This window comes from Streptomyces sp. NPDC059787, from assembly GCF_042732315.1.
GTDB classification, from domain to species: domain Bacteria; phylum Actinomycetota; class Actinomycetes; order Streptomycetales; family Streptomycetaceae; genus Streptomyces; species Streptomyces atrovirens.
In genome coordinates, this window is the sequence record NZ_JBHWHX010000040.1 from 15029 (window position 1) to 32443 (window position 17415).

The window sequence follows — 17415 nt, forward strand, 5'->3', positions numbered from 1 at the left end:
GGAGAGCGATCAGCCGCACTGGCTTGATCGCATCGCTCACCCGCTATCGGCGTCTCCTCACGGACAACCCACAGGCACCCCTCCCCCGTCCTAGGTGACGCGAGAGGCGCCCGAGACCGACGGGACGTCTGCGCACGGGGTTTTGAGGAGAGGACCATTGATCCGTGCCCGGCGAATATGTGTGACCGCCGTGGCGGTGCTGGCGGCCCTGGCGGGCTCACCCGGACTGGCACAGGCCGAACAGCCTTACAAATCAGGTTTGTTGAGCACGACGGACGACAATACGCTTCCGCCGGGGTGGCGGATCGACGGGGAGGGCGGGGCGCGTGAGCTGGTCTGGCGTACGCCGAAGGCCGTGCCCATGGGGGACGCGCGGGTCGAGTTCCGTACCGGGGACCGGCTGCTCGGGGCGCCGAAGCCGGCGAGGGACGGAAGGACCTTCCGGCTCGCCCTCGGCGGGACGCGACCCGAACAGCTGACGGACCTTCGAGTGACGGCCGCAGGGCGCCGGCTGGACGCGGCGGCCGACGACACGCACAGGTCCGGCTCGCGCGTGGCGCGGATGCCCGCGCAGGCGCCGGCGAACGGCGTCGATCCGGGCAGACCCGGCTCGTACCGCACGGTCACCGGGGAGTACGACCTCGACCCGGTGCGCCTGCCCGGGTTCGACACCCCGGTGGAGATGACCGCCGAGGTGGTGGCGCCGAAGGGGGCCGCCGGCAGTCGGCCGCTCGCGCTGTTCCTGCACGGCCGCCACGGCACCTGCTACAAGCCGGGCTCCGAGGACGACGTGACCGGCGACTGGCCCTGCGCGGACGGCTACAAGCCGATCCCGAGCCACCTGGGCTACCTGCGCGACCAGCAACTGCTGGCCTCCCAGGGCTATGTGACGGTGTCGATATCGGCGAACGGCATCAACGCCCAGGACTGGGAGGCCGAGGACGCCGGAGCGCAGGCGCGTTCCTCGCTGGTACGGCAGCACCTCGCCCGCTGGGCCGACTGGACCGCCCATCGTTCCTCCGCCCCGGCCGTCGTACGCGAGGCGGCAGAAGCGGACCTCTCCCGTGTCCTGCTCGTCGGCCACTCACGCGGTGGCGAGGGCGTCAACCGGGCCGTCATGGACAGCCTCTACCCGCCGCCGGCCGCCGAGGACGGCTACCGGGGCCCGGTGCGCTGGAAGGTGCGCGGGACCGTGCTCATCGGACCGACGATCTTCGGCCAGAACCCAGTCGCCGACGTGCCGTCCGTGACGCTGCTGCCGGGCTGCGACGGCGACGTGTCGGACCTGCAGGGCGAGAACTTCGTCGACGGGACGCGCGGGATCAGCCGGGGCACGGCCCTGCACAGCGCGGTCTACATGGTCGGCGCCAACCACAACTACTTCAACAGCGAGTGGACCCCGGGTGAGGCCGTCGCACCGGCCGGGGACGACTTCGGGACCGACCCGGAGCAGCCGGATCCGGTGTGCACGCCGGGTGCCGCGACCCGGCTGACCGCCGCCCAGCAGCACAAGGCGGGCGCCACGTACATCGCCGCCGCGGCCCGGCTCTTCCTCGCCGGGGACGATCGGGTGCGTCCGCTGCTCGACGGTTCCGGCAAGCGGGCCCCGTCCGCGGACCCGGCCCGGGTGCTCACCCACGCGGTCGGCGGCCGTCGCAGCGACGGTTTCCTGCCGGACGGCGGGGCGAAGGTGACCGGAGCCCGGCTGTGTTCGGCGATCGACCCCGATCCGGCCGTGGCCTGTCTGGACCCGGAGACCCCCGGATCGTCACCGCACTTCGCGTGGTGGGAGACGGACCAGGAGACCGGCCGCAGCGCGGTGGACCTGGAGTGGTCCGCGCCGGGCACGGCCGCGCGCATCACTCCGGCCGAGCCGCTCTCCCTCCACGGCTCCCAGAAGCTCGCGCTCCGGGTTTTCGTACCACCGAACACGACCGGCACGAAGTTCGACGTGTCCGTCACCGACTCCTCCAACCGTCGGGTGACGCTGGGCTCGGTCCGGGTGGACGGGCTCCCGGGCTCCCCGGACACCGCCTCCTACTGGGCTCAGGAGCTGCGCGTCCCGCTGTCGGCCGCGACCCGGGCAGGACTCGACCTCAGGCATGTCAAGTCCCTTGAGTTGACGCCCCGTTCGCAGTCCGGGCGGGCCTGGCTGATGGACGCCTGGGGCTGGGCGCCCGGCACTTCGGCGGTGAAGGCGGCCGCACTGCCGCGTGTCGACGTGGGTCGCACGATCGTCGAGGAGGGCGACTCGGGCACCCGCACCTACCGGGTCCCGGTCGAGGTCTCCGGGCACGGCAGCGGGCAGGTCCGTGTGTACGTCCTCGACCCGGACAGCGGCCGGACCGAGACCCGCCTCGTGACCGTACGGCCCGGCAGCGACGCGATCGACGTGCCGGTCGAGGTGAAGGGCGACACGGCCTACGGCTACGACATGGAGCACGACATCGCCGTCAAGGCCGTCCACAATGCCGTCGTCGGCAAGCACCGGGGCGGGCTCACCGTCGAGAACGACGACCCCGAGCCGGTGATCACCCTGTCGCCGGTCGCGGACCGGGTGACCGAGGGTGAGACGCTGACCTGGCGGTTGTCCGTGGATGCGCCCATGGCGGTGAACTTCTGGCAGCCGGTGCGGGTGCTTCCGGTCACCGAGGGCGCCGAGCTGTCCACCAAGGACGTGGACCCGCAGTGGCTCATGGACTGGTCCGGTGACGTGCCCGATCCCGAGCGGCCGCTGTCCGACGCGAGCCTGTGGGTGTGGTTGAACATCCCGCCCGGGAGCACCGGCGTGGACTTCGTCGTGCCGATCGTGCGGGACCAGGTCGCCGAGCCGACCGAGTCGATGCGCCTCGCACTGACCGACGACAACGCCGAGCCGCTGCCCGACGGACCGGTGCTGACAGGGACGGTGCTCGACGAGCCGTAAGCACGATGTACGAGGGATCGTGAGCGCCCTCCTGTGCGGGGTCCGGCCTGTCCGGGCCCCGCGCTTCACGAGGTCACGCGGATCCCGACCGTCCCGTCCAGCCCCCGGTGCAGCCTGCTGCCGCAGAGCGTGAACTGGCCGAGGATGCCGTACTTGCGGGCCAGGAGCTGCCGGCAGCGGGTGGTGGCCGGGAAGTCCTGGGCATCATGGTCGACGACAGCAGGACCGGGGCTCTGCGCCCGGCACCGTCCGTTCCCTTTCCCCCTCTTCGCCCCCGAGCGGTCCGGCCTGGGCGGCAAGGTCGCGTTCCAGGTCGTCCAAGGCCCTGCGGGCCGCCTCGATACGTCGACGCAGGTGTTGTCGGTCCGCCTGGTGCGGAGCCGGGTGGCGTGCCGCCGGCGCTTCTCCTTCCCCCTCGTCCATGTCCCGGGCCTCCTCGAGGGAGGTGAGGACGACGCCGATGAGGACGTTGACGAGGACGAAGGAGGCGAGCAGGACGTAGGAGGCGTAGTAGAGGAGGCTCCAGCGGGAGATCTCCAGGCCCGCGTGGATCGCGTCGCCGATGCCGTCGAGCATCATCAGGAGGAAGAGGGTGAGGACGGCGCGGCCGATGGAGCCGTAGTGGTCGGGGTCGTGGTGGCCGAAGAAGACCCAGCCGACCATGGCGTACACGTACAGAAGCAGGGCGCCGACGAGCAGAAAGCTCAAAGTGCCGGGCAGGCTGCGGGCAACCGCGACGAGCACGATGCGCAGCTGGGGCAGGAAGCGGGCCGTGCGCAGGACCCTGGCCAGTCTGAGCAGCCGCAGCACCGTGGTGTTCTCACGAACGACGGGCAGGAAGGTGCACAGGACCACGGCCAGGTCGAAGAGGTTCCACGGGTCCTTGCAGAAGTCCCGTGGGCGATCGGCGTGGGCGGTCACGCGCAGCAGGATCTCGACGGTGAACGCGGCCAGACAGGCGTGCTCGGCGAGCCGTAACCAGCGGTGCCACTCCTCGACGACTCCGGAGTACGTCTCCAGGCCCAGCAGCGCGGCGTTGGCCAGAATCAGGGCGAAGACGGTGAGGGCGAACCAGCGGGCCTCCGTGATGTCACGGCAGCAGTGTGCGAGTCGTCGGCGCCCGGGCGGGGTGATGGGTTCGGCCACGTGGTCTTGGTGCTGCGGCATCCTGCTGCCTTGTCTCCTCTGCGCCTGCAACGATCCCGTCCCGGCCGATTCGGCCGGACACGGGATCGTTGAGTGATCATGCTCCAGAAGAGACTTCTACAACACTGTAGTTACCAATGCGCGAGCACCCCGGGAAACCCGGGGCGCTCGGCCGAGGTCTGCCGTTACGCGGACTGCCGCTGCAGGAAGCGCGCCGGCAGGTCGACCGCGTCGGTGACCGAGGCGTCGTCGGCCGGCTCGGACACCGGGGGCCGGAGCACGGGCGCCGGTGGCCCGGCCCCGAGCTCGGGGCGCCACTGGCGTCAACGGCGCGAAGTTCCCCCGCTTTTCCGGTTCGGGCGGGCCCCGCCTCACGGTTGAGGCGACGTTCACTCCGGCTCCGAGCGGCCCCGGGAGGCCGGCCTCGGCAGGGCCAACGACGGTCGCGGGCTTCGGGGCGGGGTGATGTCGCGAGACGGCCGTGAGGGAGAACGGTGCGCATGACGACTTGAAGAGCACCGGCCGGGCGGCAGCTCTGGGTCAAGGCCACGACCTGGGACACGGTCAGGGACGGTGATCGCCGAGTCCGTGCTGCCTGCGGGACAGCCGTCCGCTCCTACCGGTTCCGTCTCCGTCCTCCCGAGTCCCCGATGTTCGAGCGGTGCGTCGGCTTGGCCTGGTGTCCCCGGTGCCGGATCCACTCGGGTGCGACGGTCCGCATCCCTCGGGCACGTGTCCTCGTCGACGCACTGGCCTCCCTCCCCGCAGACGAGCGTGATCGACTGCGTCGCAGCGAGACGAAGCTGATCGACCACCTCGATCGCCAGGGCAGCCGGTAGTCGTGACGCACGTCCAGACGTCTTCGTCCGGCCTCCGAAGGATCCGTTCGAGACGATGGCCACGCTGTTCCTTTCCTCTCTTCGGTCAGAACCCGGAACGGCATCTCGACGCCTCGCCGGTCCGGTCCCGGGGATCCGAACTCATCGACGCGGAGAAGGTCCACGCGGCCGTAGCGGGCGATCGTTCGGGACAGCTGTTTCTCCTCAGCGGCCTCGACGAACTCGTTGACGAGCTTCGCGACCAGGGCACAAGTTCAAGGAGCCCCTCTACGCCCCACCGCCGCCGTGCCGCACGGTCCGGGCGGGCCGGCTCGGCCGGAGGACGGGCCGCGGCTTCTGCAGCCACCCCGGTACTGCGGCATCCGGCAGGCCCTGAGGAGCCGCAGCCGGACGGGAGGCCGACCGCTCCCCCTGTGGACACCCACCTCGTGACCTGGATGTTCCCCACCGGTGCGAGCACGGACAGGGCTGCGGCCGCCCCTTGGGAAAGCGGCCCGTGCGGCAAGACGTGGACCGGTGACGCGCCGGTTTCCCCGGCAGAGCGGCAGACGCCCCGTCCTCGTGCGGGGGCCGTTCTCGATGCCCTCGTCCGCCGCCTGTCCATCTCGACCGGCAGGCCGGCCCGTCGGCCGGAAGCTCCAGGCTCTCCCGGATCAGGGCCGCCGACGGAACGGAGCGAGGGTGGCGCGGACGAGGTCGGCGGCGCCCCGGTCGGGGACGAACTGGGCGATCACGGCCAGGTGCTGGCGGAGCTGGAGGATCGGCATGCGTTCGCGCCAGTCGCGGTCGAGCCCGGTCAGCTCGGCATACAAATCGAACAGCACGTGCGCCTCGGGCGGCGGTGCCGTGGTCCACAGATGGGCCAGGTCGATCTCGGCCCACGTGTACGACACGGCCGGGTCGATCAGCGCGGGTTGCCCGTCGGGGGTGGCCATGACGTTCAGCGCCCACAGGTCGCCGTGCGTCAGGCACGCGGGTCCGACCGGCAGCAGCTCGGGCAGCCGGTCGCACAGTCGCTCCAGCGCCGCCCGGTCCTCGGGGTCCAGCGCCTCCTCGACACGAGGCTCGCCCAGCCAGCGCAGCAGACGGTGCCGGGCGAAGAACTCGAACCCGTCGTCCTCCCAGGTGTTGATCTGCCGACGGCGGCCCAGCCAGTTGTCCTGGTGCCATCCGAATCGAGGGTTGCGCGTGGTGGTGTGCAGGTGCGCGAGCGCATGCGCGAGCTGTTCCCAGAAGGCTTCGGTGCGCGGCCGGGGCCGCAGTACGGACAGCACGAGCAGGTCGCGGTCCGCGAGGACGATGTCGGGCGTGACGACGCCGCCCGTCTCGCGCAGCACGGTGAGCCCTTCGGCCTCCGCGGCGAAAGCGGCGTCTGACGGCGGCTCGCCGAAGGCCTTGGCGAACACCGATGTGCCGTCACCTCTGCGTGCGATCCCTGCGGTCGCGGCGAGCCCTCCAGCGGCCGGCTCGACCGCGACGACGTCGTGCAGACCGGCCGCGTGCAGGTGTGAGAGCAGGAAGGACGTCGGTTCTGTCACGGGTGTGCTCCTCTGTGCCAGTGTCCGTCGTGGAAGTCGGCGCGGTGCGGATCCGGTTGGCGCCGGGTCAGGTCCGCCCGCCGGTAAGCGGCGGCCGGGAGGCGTACTGGCCCCCCGTCCCTGCGCGCCACGTCGTCTTCGGTGCGACGGACGACCAGCCCTCCCGGAGGGTGCGGCGGTCTCCGCCTCCGGTTCCTTCGCCCTCTGGGCTCTGCTGCCGTACTGCCGCACCTCGCTCGGCGCCCGGGCCGCGGGATCGACGCCGTCCGATCCGGAGGGCGAGGTCACCGCACGTCCGTGTGGTGACAGGCGTGCCCCGGCGGGGATCTTCCGGTTCATGGCCCGGGAGTGTCGCCCGGATCGGGCGCGGGGTGCGCGAAGGAATGGGTGCCGTGGAACGCCGATCAGGCCAACTCGTGGATCCTCGCGCGGGGACAATGCGGTTCCGGGCTGTCACGGCGGGGCTGTCGCAGGCCGACGACGACGCCTGCCGCGACGAGCAGCGCGCCGGTGACGTCGGCAGGTCCCGCCTCCCCGGGGCCGAGCACGACGGTGGTGAGCAGCGCGCCCACCGGTACGAGGCCGGCGAAGAGGCCCGCGCGGTCGGCGCCGAGGCGGCGCAGCGCGTCGTACCAGAGGAAGAAGGCGGCCGCGGTGACGATCGCGCCGAGGTAGGCGAACGCGGCCCCTTGGCCAGGGGTGGGCAGCCGCAGCGAGGCTCTGCCGTCCAGCGCGAGACCCGCGGTCAGCAGCATGGGTACGGACAGAACGGCGGGATAGGCGGCGACCCTCAGGGGGCCGAGTCTGGGCAGGAGCGGGATGGCGAGCAGGGAGAAGGCCACCTCGCCGGCGAGTGCGCCCAGGGACAGCAGGAAGCCCTTCGGGCTGCCCGAGCCGAGGCCGGCGGCGACGGCTGCGCCGAGCGCCACCACGATCGCGGCGCCGACGGTACGGGGGGCGGGGCGCCGGCGTTCCATCAGTGGCCCGACCAGGGCGAGCACGAGGGGGACGGCCCCGACCACGGTGCCGATCATGGCGGGGCCGGCATGCCGGGTGGCTTCGACGAGGAAGAGGTTGAACCCGGCCAGTCCGGTGGCGGCCAGCGCGATGAGGAGCAGAAGGTCACGAGAGGTCAGACGGACACGGGGCGGGCGCCGGCGGCCCAGGACAGCGAGCAGGATGGCCCCGGCGAGGGCATAGCGCAAGGCCTGGCCGGTGAAGACCGGGTAGTCGGCGATGGTGGCGGAGACCGCGGTCGAGGTGCCGACGAGCAGCATCGCCGACGCCGCGGCGACGGGAGCGGAGGATCTCATGCGGTGCCTTCCGGGAGCGTCGGGGCGGTGGCCGGGGTGGCCAGGACCTTGCGGGTGATCCGTTCGGCGACGGCGGCGACCAGGGTTCGGGGGCGGCGGGGCGTCAGATGGGCGGTCAGAGCATTGCCGAGTCCGGGGGCGACATAACCGCGGTCACGCTCCAGCGCGCGCAGTGCGGCGCGTACGACGGGCTCCGGGATGGTCATGGCGCCGGTGACGGCCGCCCGGCGGGTGCCGATGGTGTCGAAGAAGGCGGTCTCGACCGGGCCGGGGCACAAGGTGAGCACGCGGATGCCGCGCCGACGGTACTCCTGCCGCAGGGCCAGACCGAAGTTCAGCACGAAGGCCTTGGCCGCCCCGTAGACGGCGAAGTACGGAGAAGGCTGGAAGGCGGCGTTGGAGGCTACGTTGACGACCGAGCCCCGGCCGCGCTCCAGCATGCCGGGCAGCAGTTCATGAGTGAGGTCCACGAGCGCGACGACATTGACCATCAGCTGGTCGTGGTCGCGGGCCCCGGATATTTCCTCGAAGCGGCCACAGGTACCGAAACCGGCGTTGTTGACCAGCAGGTCGACGGTCAGAGCGCGGGCGGTGAGCTGTTCGGCGATGCGGCGGGCCGCGTCCGGCTCGGCCAGGTCCTGAACCAGCACATGGGCGCGGATACCGTGCTCGGCGATCAGACGCTCGGCGAGGGCGACCAGCCGGGCCCCGGAACGCGCCAGAAGGATCACATCGTGTCCGCGGGCGGCCAGCTGCACGGCGAACTCCGCGCCGAGGCCGGACGACGCGCCGGTGACTAGGGCAGTGCTGTTCACGGTTTCCTCCGTCGGTCGACAGCAACTGGGATTACAAAGTATCAGTAATTCAATTAGTTGCAACAGCACTGTTTCAGATAAGAATGATGTCGCCTCAAGGATGTACTGTTTCTTCAGGCAAGTGGTCTGACAGGAGGCATGATGAGTGAGACAGCGGCACGATCACTGCGGGCGGACGCGGAGCGTAGCGTGCGCGCGATCCTGGAGGCGGCCGAGAAGGTGCTCGCCGAAGAGCCCGGCGCCTCCATGGAACAGATCGCCGCAGCCGCGGGAGTGGCCCGCACGACGATCCACCGGCGGTTCGCCAATCGGCAGGCGCTGATCGAGGCCCTGGCCGCATCCGCGGCCCGCCAGCTCGCCCGGGCGGTGGACGACGGCAGGCCGGACACCGCGCCGCCGCTGGTGGCGATGCACCGGATCACAGCCAACGTGCTCCAGGTCAAGAGCGCCTGGGCGTTCGCCCTGGAACTGCCGGCAGACCCGGACAGTGAGGCCTTCGCCCTCCACGAGGACATCGCCCGCCGCTGCACCGCCGTGCTGCAGCGGGCCCAGGCGGCCAAGCTCATCGACGAAGCCGCCGACCTCGACTGGGTACGCCGGGTCTACTACGCGCTCCTCGGTGAATGCCTGCACGGCAACACGGACGACGCCGACCCGGACGCCCTCGCCACCCGCATCATCGACACCCTGCTGCACGGCGCAGGCCCACGCGCCTGAACCGCGAACCGCGGCATCCACGGGCGACCCGCGACGGCTGCGGCGCCGTCACCCAGGCCCGCAGCGGTACTCGGGAGGCGCCCTCGTGCGCGAAGTGCACCAGCCGCGCCCCCGGCCTCTGGGGCCGCTGCCCGGTCCGCACCATCACCCGGCAGCCCCTGGAGGCTGCGGTCGGAGTTCCTGGTCTCCCGGGGAGGACTTCATCCCGACATGCCGCCCCGCTACCGCAGCGACCTGGCCACAGCCTTCCTCATGCCCCCGCAGGCCCCGTGGACACAACTGCCTGATTCGTCGACGGTGCCGTCCGCGACGGGGTTTTTCGTGCCGGGCAGTTCCAGGGGCATCAACGGATCTCGTTCCTGGCCGGTTTCCAGTGATCGCTCGCACCGGCAAGCGGCGCTACATGCCCGAGGCCGTCGTCGCGGCCGAACGGCGTCTTTCCCGCCGCCGCGAGTCCGAGCAACGAGCTCAGGAGGCCGCCCGTCCAGTGACAACCGATGACGAGGCGTGGCTGGCGTTGTCCGCAGCAGTCGAGTGCCCGGCCCGGTGACCACAGCGGCTGCGCACCCCTCACGCTCGGCTCCCGGATGCCGGCGCATGCATGGAGATGCTCGGCCTGGTGCGGGCGAACGTGCCCGACTCGTCGTGCCGGAGCGCAGCCGGTCCGCGGCCCGGCGTCCTCGTTCCGAAGTCGCTGTCGGGACGGGTCCTTCGACCGATGCCCGCTCCGGCCGACGGGGTGATCATGAGGGCTGTCCGCTCGAGCCGAGGAGGAGCCGTGCAGGAGGAGCAGGTGGACTGGGTCGAGGTCCCGGCCGGAGTGCTGCGTCGGGGCACACCGCTCGAGGAGGTGGCGGAAGCGGCCCGCCGCCACGCGGACACCGGGGTGCCGGTGGAGTGGTACCTGAAGGAGGCCCCGCGCGCGGAGATCCACGTCCCGGCGTTCCGGATCGCCCGCACACCGGTCACGGTCGGCCAGTGGACACGTTTCACGGCGGCCGCCGGCCGGCCGGTCCCGCAGGCGCGGGCGGACCACCCGGTCATCGGGGTCACCTGGGAGGCGGCGACGGCCTACTGCCGGTGGCTCGGGGAACGGCTCGGCCTCGATGTGCGGCTGCCCACGGAGGACGAGTGGGAGCGCGCCGCACGCGGTGACGACGACCGGGAGTTCCCGTGGGGCGAGGAGTACCGCACCGGCCTGGCCAACCTGGTGGACCTCGGTATCGGCACCACGACCCCGGTCTGCTCGTTCCCCGAGGGAGCCGGCCCCTTCGGGGTGCTGGACATGGCGGGCAACGCCGACGAGTGGACCTCCACCCTCTACGCCCCCTACCCGGGCGCGCCCGCCGCGGTACCGGCCACCGAGGACTGGGCCTTCGACCGGCACATCACCCGGGGCGGCTCGTTCCGCCACGACCGGGACCTGGCCCGCTGCGCCCGCCGGCACGGCGCCTACGGACCGGACCTCGAAGCGATCGGCGTGGGCTTCCGCCTGGCGGCACCGGCCGCGTAGGACCGGGCATCGTGCCGGCGCCGCATGACGCACGGCATCTCCTCGAGACCGCGCGTCCTCGGCCGTACCGGCCCGTGCACGTTCCGGGCTCCGGCAGGATCCTCGTAGCCGGAGATCATCTCGGTGACGCGGTCGACCGGTCCGCATAGCGGCGAAGGCGGGCGACCGGAACCACGCGTTGGCGGAGGAGCTGGACGCCGGCGCGTCCGGACATCAGGCGCTTCTGCAGGTTGACATCGGTGATCCGGCCCTCGTGGACGCCGGAGTCGTAAGGGGTGATGATTCCCCGCGCGACGGCGTGCCGGTCTTCATGCAGGACACCGGCGAGAGGGGCCGGTCCGCTGTTCGTGAGGTCGTTCAGCCGACTTGGCAAAGGTGCGGCGTCACGGTCGTCCAGCATGGCCGCGAAGCGGCGGGCCAGGTCGTGGGTGCGCCTGAGCTCTGGGCAGTGGTCGAGGAGCCGGGACAGGCGGTCGTTGATGTGCAGGTCGGGGTGGGTCGTGACCCAGCGGGTGGTCTCGTGTGGTGAAGGTGGTCGTTCATGTGGCTCGTCCAGGAGCTGTCGTCGAAGTGTCAGGCCGACATCATGACCGAGGGGGTGATGGCGGCCTGATCGAGGACCTGTTCCTGGGCCGTGCCGGCGGCCAGGTGGTGCGGAGGACCGACACAATCAGGTGAGGAGGTCCAGGAACAGCCGCACGGCGGCGAAGGCCCCGGCGACCCCGCCCACCGGGGATGCGAACAGGCCAGGTTCGCCGTGGCCCTGCAGACGGGCTCGGCTGGGTCGTACCGGACGTAGACGATCTCCGCTTCGGTCCACTGCCCTTGGGTGAGGAGGCGGAAGTCGGTCCACGCCTTCACAAAGGCCCCACCCGGGAGCCCTGCCGGCACAGGGATGAAAGGCGCCATGACGAGCTGGTCCAAGTTCACGTGGGCAGGCTGTAGCGCCCCTCGGACGCGACAGGCCGTACCGTCACCGCCTCCGGGTACATCGTCACGTGATTCGGGTGGTGGATCATGGCCGGGTGATACGTCGCCATGAACTGTCCGATGTGGAACGGGAGTTCGTCCGGCCACTGCTGCCGAAGTGGTTGCGGGGCCGGAAGCGGCCGGACGACCGGACGGTCCTCGGCGGGAAGGCGATCCGCACCCGGCTGCGTCGGCGGGGCGTCACTCACACGATCCCCGAGCGGGCGGACCAGGTCCGCGACCGCCTCCGGCGCGGCAGCCGCGGTGGCCGGCCCTGTCACCCGGCTCACCGTCCTGCGCGCCCGCCGCCTCACCGCCCGCCGCGCGACGCGCCTCCCGCGACTGCACACGCTCACCGGCATCCGCCTGACCTCGGTCTGCCACCGCCCCCGTCTGCCCGCCGCCCTGCGCCAGGCCCTGCAGAGGGCCGACCACACCATCACCACCGTTTTCCAGACCGCCCGCAGGGAATCAACGGGCCGGCTTGATCTCCGTGGCGCGGGTCGGCGCGGATGCGAGCTCCTCCAGTGCCTTCGCACGGGTGAGCAGCCGCCTGCCGGGGCCGTTGTCAGACAGGGACGATCCGGCCGTTGTCGATGCGGAAGTTCTCGGTCGGTGAGCAGCCGATCGACGGCGTGATCAGCACGCTGACGGCAACCGGCGCGGGTTCCGTACCGGAGGTGGAGAACTCGCACACCGCGTGACGGCCGGTCAGCGGGAACCAGAACCAGGAATCCGCCTTGCCGACCAGAGCACGGTCCGACTCCCTCCACGCGCCGTTCTCGAAGGTGAAGACCTGGAGGCGCACGGATGCCGCGAGCGGGTCGGTCCGCGACCTCAGAGCGGTGAGTGTGAACTTGAAGTCCTCGCCCAGGACCGATGAGGCGATCCGCCGGCGCTCCGCCGGCCGGGGCCCGGTCTGCGTCTCCTTCCCCTGACCGGCCGTCGGGCGGGCCTGCGGGTCGGTCGGCGACGGGTTCGGAGGGCCACCGGCGGTTGCGCCGATCGTGGCCGTGACGGCCGTGGCGGTGGCCGCCACGACGACACCCCAGCCTGTGAGCGTACGGAAGTTCTTGATCACGACGTCTCCACGTGTGGTGATGGGTGTGTGTTCCCGAGGTGCTGCGCACCGTCTTCGAACCGGCGCGCCTCACGGTCGACCGGGGCTGTGCCGGCACCGGTCCGAATGACGTCCCTCCGCCCGGTGACTCGGGGAAAGACGACCGGGAAGGGCCTGTGACGGGACTGTCCGATGCCTGGTGCGGGTCGGAACCGTCGTTCCCGTCACCGCGTCCCGGGCGGCGTCGGTACCACTACTTGCCGGGGAAGGACGGACGCACGGGCGTCGGCGCCTCGGCCGGACCGCGACCGTCCTCGGTCCGGTGGGGCCGCACGTCGGAGAGTTCGAACGTGAGTTGCCAGGTCGCCGGTGTCAACACCCGCTGCGTCACCTGACCATGAGCCCGACGGAACTCCCCGGTGCCTCCGGTGATCGCGTTGACGACCGGAACCGGTACCGGAATTCCGGCTTGCTCGCCCTGAACGGTGATCTGACCTTCCGGCAGCACCGCGGTCGACGCACACTGTCCCGCGTTGCGTTCGAGGTCGGTGATGACGCAGAACCCACCGATGCGCCCGACGACGCGTTCCTCGCGTCCCTCGGTCGACGTCAGGTTCCCGCTGAAGACGAACTGGTCGCCGACACTGCGGCCCGCCGCCCCCAGATCGAGCTCTTCGCCGACGTGCAGCCGAGCTTCTACGCGGATGGTGCGGCTCTTCGCCGAGGAGCCGTCGTCAGGGCGGGGCGCCGCAGCCGGGGCCGTCTCCGGGGGGCTCACGTCGGCCGACGCGGGCCCGATGAGGGCGAGCCCGGCAGAACAGCCGAGTACCGCAACGGCGAAGAATATGAAGGGTCGGCCGGCGAAGCCCATGGTCGCCTCCGTGTTTGTGGGAATGAACAGGGCCAGTGCCGCCAGGCTTCGTCCGAAGTCGACGCGGCCGGACGGTGGCGTGTCGGGTCGGTTGACGGGGGGAGGGGCGCCCGGGCGGTTCCCGGGGCCGTGGGCGGGAACGGACGGGAAGACCCGTGGAATCACCGGGAATCCTCGTCACGCTCACCCTGGTGGTGACGCATCTCGTCCGAGTTCGTTCATGACGGGCCCTCCGTCTGGCGGAAACGCTAACGGCGGCCGTGGCGACGTGCTCAGCAGAAGGACGGCAATGGGGCCATTGGGGTGCATTTCCCGGGGTGAAGGGAAGAGGTCTTGCGTGTGGCGGGTCCGTCAGGGCACGCGGACGAACGCCGCCCTCGCCGGGGACCGGTGAGACCTCACCGGCTCGCCCCTGTCCTGCCCGGTGGAGCGGTTCCTCGTGCGCGTCACGAGCGACGGGTGACCTCCCGGGCCGCCTTGGTCATCCGAGGACGTCGTCCACCGCGTTCTCCGGATCGGCCGCGTCCCGGGCCGGCGCATGGGCGTCGGTCACGAACCTCGCGATCGTCCGGCAGGCCGTTGTGATCCACCGCAGGTCGAGATCGCCGGCGCCTCCGGGTGGCGCAGCCTCATCGACTCCTCGTACTCCCACAGGGCCGGTGATGCGTGGACCGTGCGCCAGATCGGAGCGGCGCCGTCCCCCGCGCGATGCCGCACCAGGGCCTGGACTTCGCGGCGCAGCACGAGGACGAACGGCCCGTGCGGTGACCGCCCGGGTGAGGCGTTCCCCGCCGGTCCCGAATCGGGAATTACATCCCTGATTATCTATTCATCCCCCGGCATCAGCACGTCTCTACCGCGCTCATAGATTTCGATCGCGCCAGAGGAGTGATCCATGAATTCCTCCCAGAACCCCGGAGCTTGCCAAACAGCAGGCGCCATTGTGAGCGACCCGTCCCACTCTGTGGATACCGTCCACGATGGATGCATCTTCGGGTCGACCACTTCGAAGAGGCGCGAGTCGAAGAGGGGTGGAAGTTCGCCTCTGCGAAACTCGATCCTGAAGTAGTTCGGTCCGTCCGTCTGACAGTACGCTTCGAGGACCACGTATTCCTGCCCCTGACGCAGGACGTCCGCCCCTTGCCGAACACTCCGGTCATGCCCCTCGGCGCCGGTGAACCTTACTTTCACGGGGCGCTCCCCCTGCGGTTCATGACGACCTTGTAGTCGAAGTCGTACATGATCTCGCCGGAAACCCGGTTCATGTAGTAGTGCACTTGATAATCACCGTACGGGCTTTGGTGTGTTTCCGTGCTGTATTTGCCCCATTGTGAAGCCCCTCCACGTTCTGCGAACCGAGCCTGAAGCGCCTTGTTCTTCATTTTTGTCCCGGGCATCGCCAACCTGGAACCGGCGACGGCGTCGGGCGTCAACTGGCCGCCCTGGGTGAAAGGCGAGTTCGCTGACTCCAGCCGCAGCTTCTGAGCAAGTTTCTCCCCGTGAAGAGATCCTGACGGGACACCGCAGTTGTTGTTGTGAACGAGAACCGGCGTCTCACCCGCCAGCACATAGTACGTGTGCAGGTCGTCGACGGTGAGGTCGTGTGTGCGTTGCGGGCCTTGCTCGTCGCGGACCTCGGTCACGGCCGCGCCGGCGCCGTTCGGGGTGCGTAGTTCGTCGCCGATCCGGAGATCACCGGCGTTCCTCCACCGCTGGTCGTCCGCAAGCCGGAACGGGTGGTTGTCGGTCGCCATGACGGTGGCCGGGCCCTGCTCAGTGGTGACGGTGAGCCGGGTGAAGTCCTTGTCGCCCTCGGTGGTGAAGGTGTTGGACACCGGCCGCGTGGCGGTCGGCCCTGACCGTGGGTCACTGGCGGCGACCCGGTCCCCGATGCGTACGTCCTCGATGGCCCGGGTGGTGCCGTCCGCCAGCAGCACCTGGGTGCCGGAGGGGAAGCTGTGCGGCTTGGCGCAGGCCGCGACGTCCCGTTCCCACTTCGCCTGGTCGGCGAGCTTCTTCGCCTCGACCTCGGCCAGTGCTCGGGCGTCGATCAGGGTGTTGGCGCGCAGTGGGTAGGTGAGGCGGACCCTGCAGCCGCACGCCTGGGCGTCGGCTTCGGCCTGTGCCTTGACGCGGGCCGCGACCGAGGCGTAGAGCGGTCCGGCTCCCGGGTCGGAGCACTTCAGGGTGCCCGAGACGTCGTTGCCCCGGACGGGGAAGGTGCGCTGTGGGCTGGTGCACTGGCCGGCGGGCTTGCCGTCGATGGAGAAGGTCGCACTCATCACGGCGGTGACCTCGCCCTTGGTGACGCGTTCCTTCCGGGCGATGGAGGAGACCTCGCCGGTGAAGTTCTGGGTGGCGGTGCAGCCCGATGGGCTGCAGTCCATCTCGCCCGCGCCATCGAGGGTGAAGGTGATGCCTCTGTCGGTCGCGTCCTCGAGCTGGCCGGCGTACTCGACCAGGGTGTCGAACATCTTGTCGGCGGCGTCGGCGAGGACCGGGGTGAGGTCCATTCCCTCGCCGTCACCGGACGCCAGCGGCCCGGTGGTGACCCTGCGGGGGGCTGTCGGCACCTCTCCGTTCTCAAGCTGCTCCCTCATGTCGGAGAGGTCTTCGCGGACGTCGTAGGCTTCCAGCCGCAGCACACGGTGCGGCTTCTCCTTCGTCACCAGCAGGCGACCGGCCGAGGTGTCGATGCCGAGCGCGGGCGTTCCGTTCACGCTCAGCGGCCGCTGCCCGGACGTGCTCGACGTCTTCGACTCGTCCGCCGACGAGGGTGATCTCCCCAGGTCGTCCAGGGCCTTGGTCAGCACGGCCGCCAGACTCGAGGGGGCGATGGTGCGGGCCAGCGCCTCGTCCATGAGCTCGGAGCCGTCGTCCGTCCCCACGGTCCACTCGCTCGGCGGTGCTTTCTCTCCCGCCGCTACGTCCTCCCTGGGGGCGGGGTCGACCTGCCACCGCGTGAACGTCTTGCCGCCGATGCGCAGCACGTCCCGGCCCTGGTCGGTGCGCCCGGAGGAGGGGGTGCTGAACTGGCTGCCGCCGGCGGTGACGGTGATGTCGTTCTCGGTGATGCCGAACGCCGAGGTGTCCTTGTAGCGCAGGCCGGGGGCGTCGACCAGGGAGTCGACGGCTTCCTTGAACGGTTGCAGGTCCCGTTGTGTCCTGGCCCGCTGCTCGTCGGCCCCGGAGTCGTGCCCGCCCAGTGCCGTCAGTCCGGCGACCAGCGCCAGGACGAGGGTCGGAACGCCGCTCAGCAGCACAAGTCGCCGGCGGCTGGTCAGCTCCTGGAGCCGGCGGAACCCGGCTCCGCGTGTCTGCCTCGGCGGATGACCGGGCCGCGGCAGTGTGTCCGACGGCGGCCCGGGCTCCGCGTCTTCCCTGGGGTTCGGATCGGTCATGTCGTTCCCTTCGATCGGTCGGTGTTCCGTAGAGCCGGCAGCCCGTCGCCTATCGCCGGCACGAGGCGATGATCAGGAGCAGGAGGAGTGCGATCCCGATCATCGGGAGGCAGCCGACGGCTTCGGGATTCTTCCGGTTGATCTCGACGCTGCCGCCCGGGACGAGTCGGGGATGGCGGTCGGCGTAGTGGGCGACCGAGAGATCCTCGGCCTCGGACTCGGTGGTCCACCGTGTGGAGAAACCACATTCGCCGCACCGGTAGCGGTATGCCATGTCGGCTCCTTGATGCCGCAGGTAGGGGTGGAG

12 protein-coding genes and 3 pseudogenes are annotated in these 17415 nt (G+C 70.7%); 5 read left to right on the forward strand and 10 right to left on the reverse strand.

Features of this window, described 5'->3' with window-relative positions; all coding sequences use genetic code 11:
* The first annotated feature begins 157 nt into the window (after positions 1 to 157).
* Positions 158 to 2926 (forward strand): hypothetical protein, encoded by a 2769-nt coding sequence (locus ACFV5H_RS29265; protein WP_385197989.1) that lies wholly within the window; start codon positions 158 to 160, stop codon positions 2924 to 2926.
* A gap of 65 nt (positions 2927 to 2991) precedes the next feature.
* On the opposite strand, the pseudogene ACFV5H_RS29270 reads toward ACFV5H_RS29265, so the two are convergent.
* From ACFV5H_RS29270 to ACFV5H_RS29280, 3 genes and pseudogenes are all read right to left on the reverse strand, one after another.
* A pseudogene (locus ACFV5H_RS29270) lies at positions 2992 to 3111 on the reverse strand (PPOX class F420-dependent oxidoreductase); the annotation flags it as partial.
* Between the two features lie 19 nt (positions 3112 to 3130).
* Entirely contained in the window at positions 3131 to 4093 is a 963-nt protein-coding gene (locus ACFV5H_RS29275; RefSeq protein ID WP_385197990.1) for an ion transporter, read from the reverse strand.
* An 836-nt stretch (positions 4094 to 4929) separates the two neighbouring features.
* Positions 4930 to 5156 (reverse strand): annotated as a pseudogene (locus ACFV5H_RS29280) (ATP-binding protein); the annotation flags it as partial.
* 5 nt (positions 5157 to 5161) lie between these two features.
* Here ACFV5H_RS29280 and ACFV5H_RS29285 point away from each other — a divergent pair.
* Positions 5162 to 5287: pseudogene (locus ACFV5H_RS29285) on the forward strand (3-hydroxybutyryl-CoA dehydrogenase); the annotation flags it as partial.
* A gap of 277 nt (positions 5288 to 5564) precedes the next feature.
* On the opposite strand, the gene ACFV5H_RS29290 reads toward ACFV5H_RS29285, so the two are convergent.
* The 3 genes from ACFV5H_RS29290 to ACFV5H_RS29300 all read right to left on the reverse strand — a co-directional run bounded on the left by ACFV5H_RS29290 (position 5565) and on the right by ACFV5H_RS29300 (position 8577).
* The gene (locus ACFV5H_RS29290) at positions 5565 to 6449 is read right to left on the reverse strand and encodes a fructosamine kinase family protein (protein WP_385197992.1); all 885 of its coding nucleotides are present in this window, start codon (positions 6447 to 6449) and stop codon (positions 5565 to 5567) included.
* 404 nt (positions 6450 to 6853) lie between these two features.
* Positions 6854 to 7762, reverse strand: a complete 909-nt coding sequence (locus tag ACFV5H_RS29295) for a DMT family transporter (RefSeq protein WP_385197993.1) — start codon at positions 7760 to 7762, stop codon at positions 6854 to 6856.
* Positions 7759 to 8577 (reverse strand): SDR family NAD(P)-dependent oxidoreductase, encoded by an 819-nt coding sequence (locus tag ACFV5H_RS29300; protein ID WP_385197995.1) that lies wholly within the window; start codon positions 8575 to 8577, stop codon positions 7759 to 7761. Before ACFV5H_RS29300 ends, ACFV5H_RS29295 begins: the two co-directional genes overlap by 4 nt.
* 138 nt (positions 8578 to 8715) lie before the next feature.
* Between ACFV5H_RS29300 and ACFV5H_RS29305 the strand changes: the two genes are divergently transcribed.
* The 3 genes from ACFV5H_RS29305 (at position 8716) to ACFV5H_RS29315 (ending at position 11336) form a co-directional block, all read left to right on the forward strand.
* Positions 8716 to 9294 carry a TetR/AcrR family transcriptional regulator gene (locus tag ACFV5H_RS29305; protein WP_385197996.1) on the forward strand — a complete coding sequence of 193 codons (579 nt, stop codon included), beginning with the start codon at positions 8716 to 8718 and terminating at the stop codon, positions 9292 to 9294.
* 745 nt (positions 9295 to 10039) lie between these two features.
* Positions 10040 to 10807: a formylglycine-generating enzyme family protein gene (locus ACFV5H_RS29310; RefSeq protein ID WP_385197998.1), complete on the forward strand. Its 768-nt coding sequence runs from the start codon at positions 10040 to 10042 to the stop codon at positions 10805 to 10807.
* A 178-nt stretch (positions 10808 to 10985) separates the two neighbouring features.
* Positions 10986 to 11336 carry a hypothetical protein gene (locus tag ACFV5H_RS29315; protein ID WP_385197999.1) on the forward strand — a complete coding sequence of 117 codons (351 nt, stop codon included), beginning with the start codon at positions 10986 to 10988 and terminating at the stop codon, positions 11334 to 11336.
* 1008 nt (positions 11337 to 12344) lie between these two features.
* Here the strand turns inward: ACFV5H_RS29315 and ACFV5H_RS29320 are convergent.
* The 4 genes from ACFV5H_RS29320 to ACFV5H_RS29335 all read right to left on the reverse strand — a co-directional run bounded on the left by ACFV5H_RS29320 (position 12345) and on the right by ACFV5H_RS29335 (position 17382).
* The gene (locus ACFV5H_RS29320) at positions 12345 to 12857 is read right to left on the reverse strand and encodes a hypothetical protein (protein ID WP_385198000.1); all 513 of its coding nucleotides are present in this window, start codon (positions 12855 to 12857) and stop codon (positions 12345 to 12347) included.
* Between the two features lie 232 nt (positions 12858 to 13089).
* The gene (locus ACFV5H_RS29325; protein WP_385198001.1) at positions 13090 to 13707 is read right to left on the reverse strand and encodes a dirigent protein; all 618 of its coding nucleotides are present in this window, start codon (positions 13705 to 13707) and stop codon (positions 13090 to 13092) included.
* Positions 13708 to 14894: 1187 nt separating this feature from the next.
* Positions 14895 to 17108, reverse strand: coding sequence for a polymorphic toxin-type HINT domain-containing protein (locus ACFV5H_RS29330; RefSeq protein WP_385198002.1), 2214 nt, complete (start codon positions 17106 to 17108; stop codon positions 14895 to 14897).
* 49 nt (positions 17109 to 17157) lie between these two features.
* Positions 17158 to 17382 (reverse strand): hypothetical protein, encoded by a 225-nt coding sequence (locus tag ACFV5H_RS29335; RefSeq protein ID WP_385198004.1) that lies wholly within the window; start codon positions 17380 to 17382, stop codon positions 17158 to 17160.
* Between the last annotated feature and the right edge of the window lie 33 nt (positions 17383 to 17415).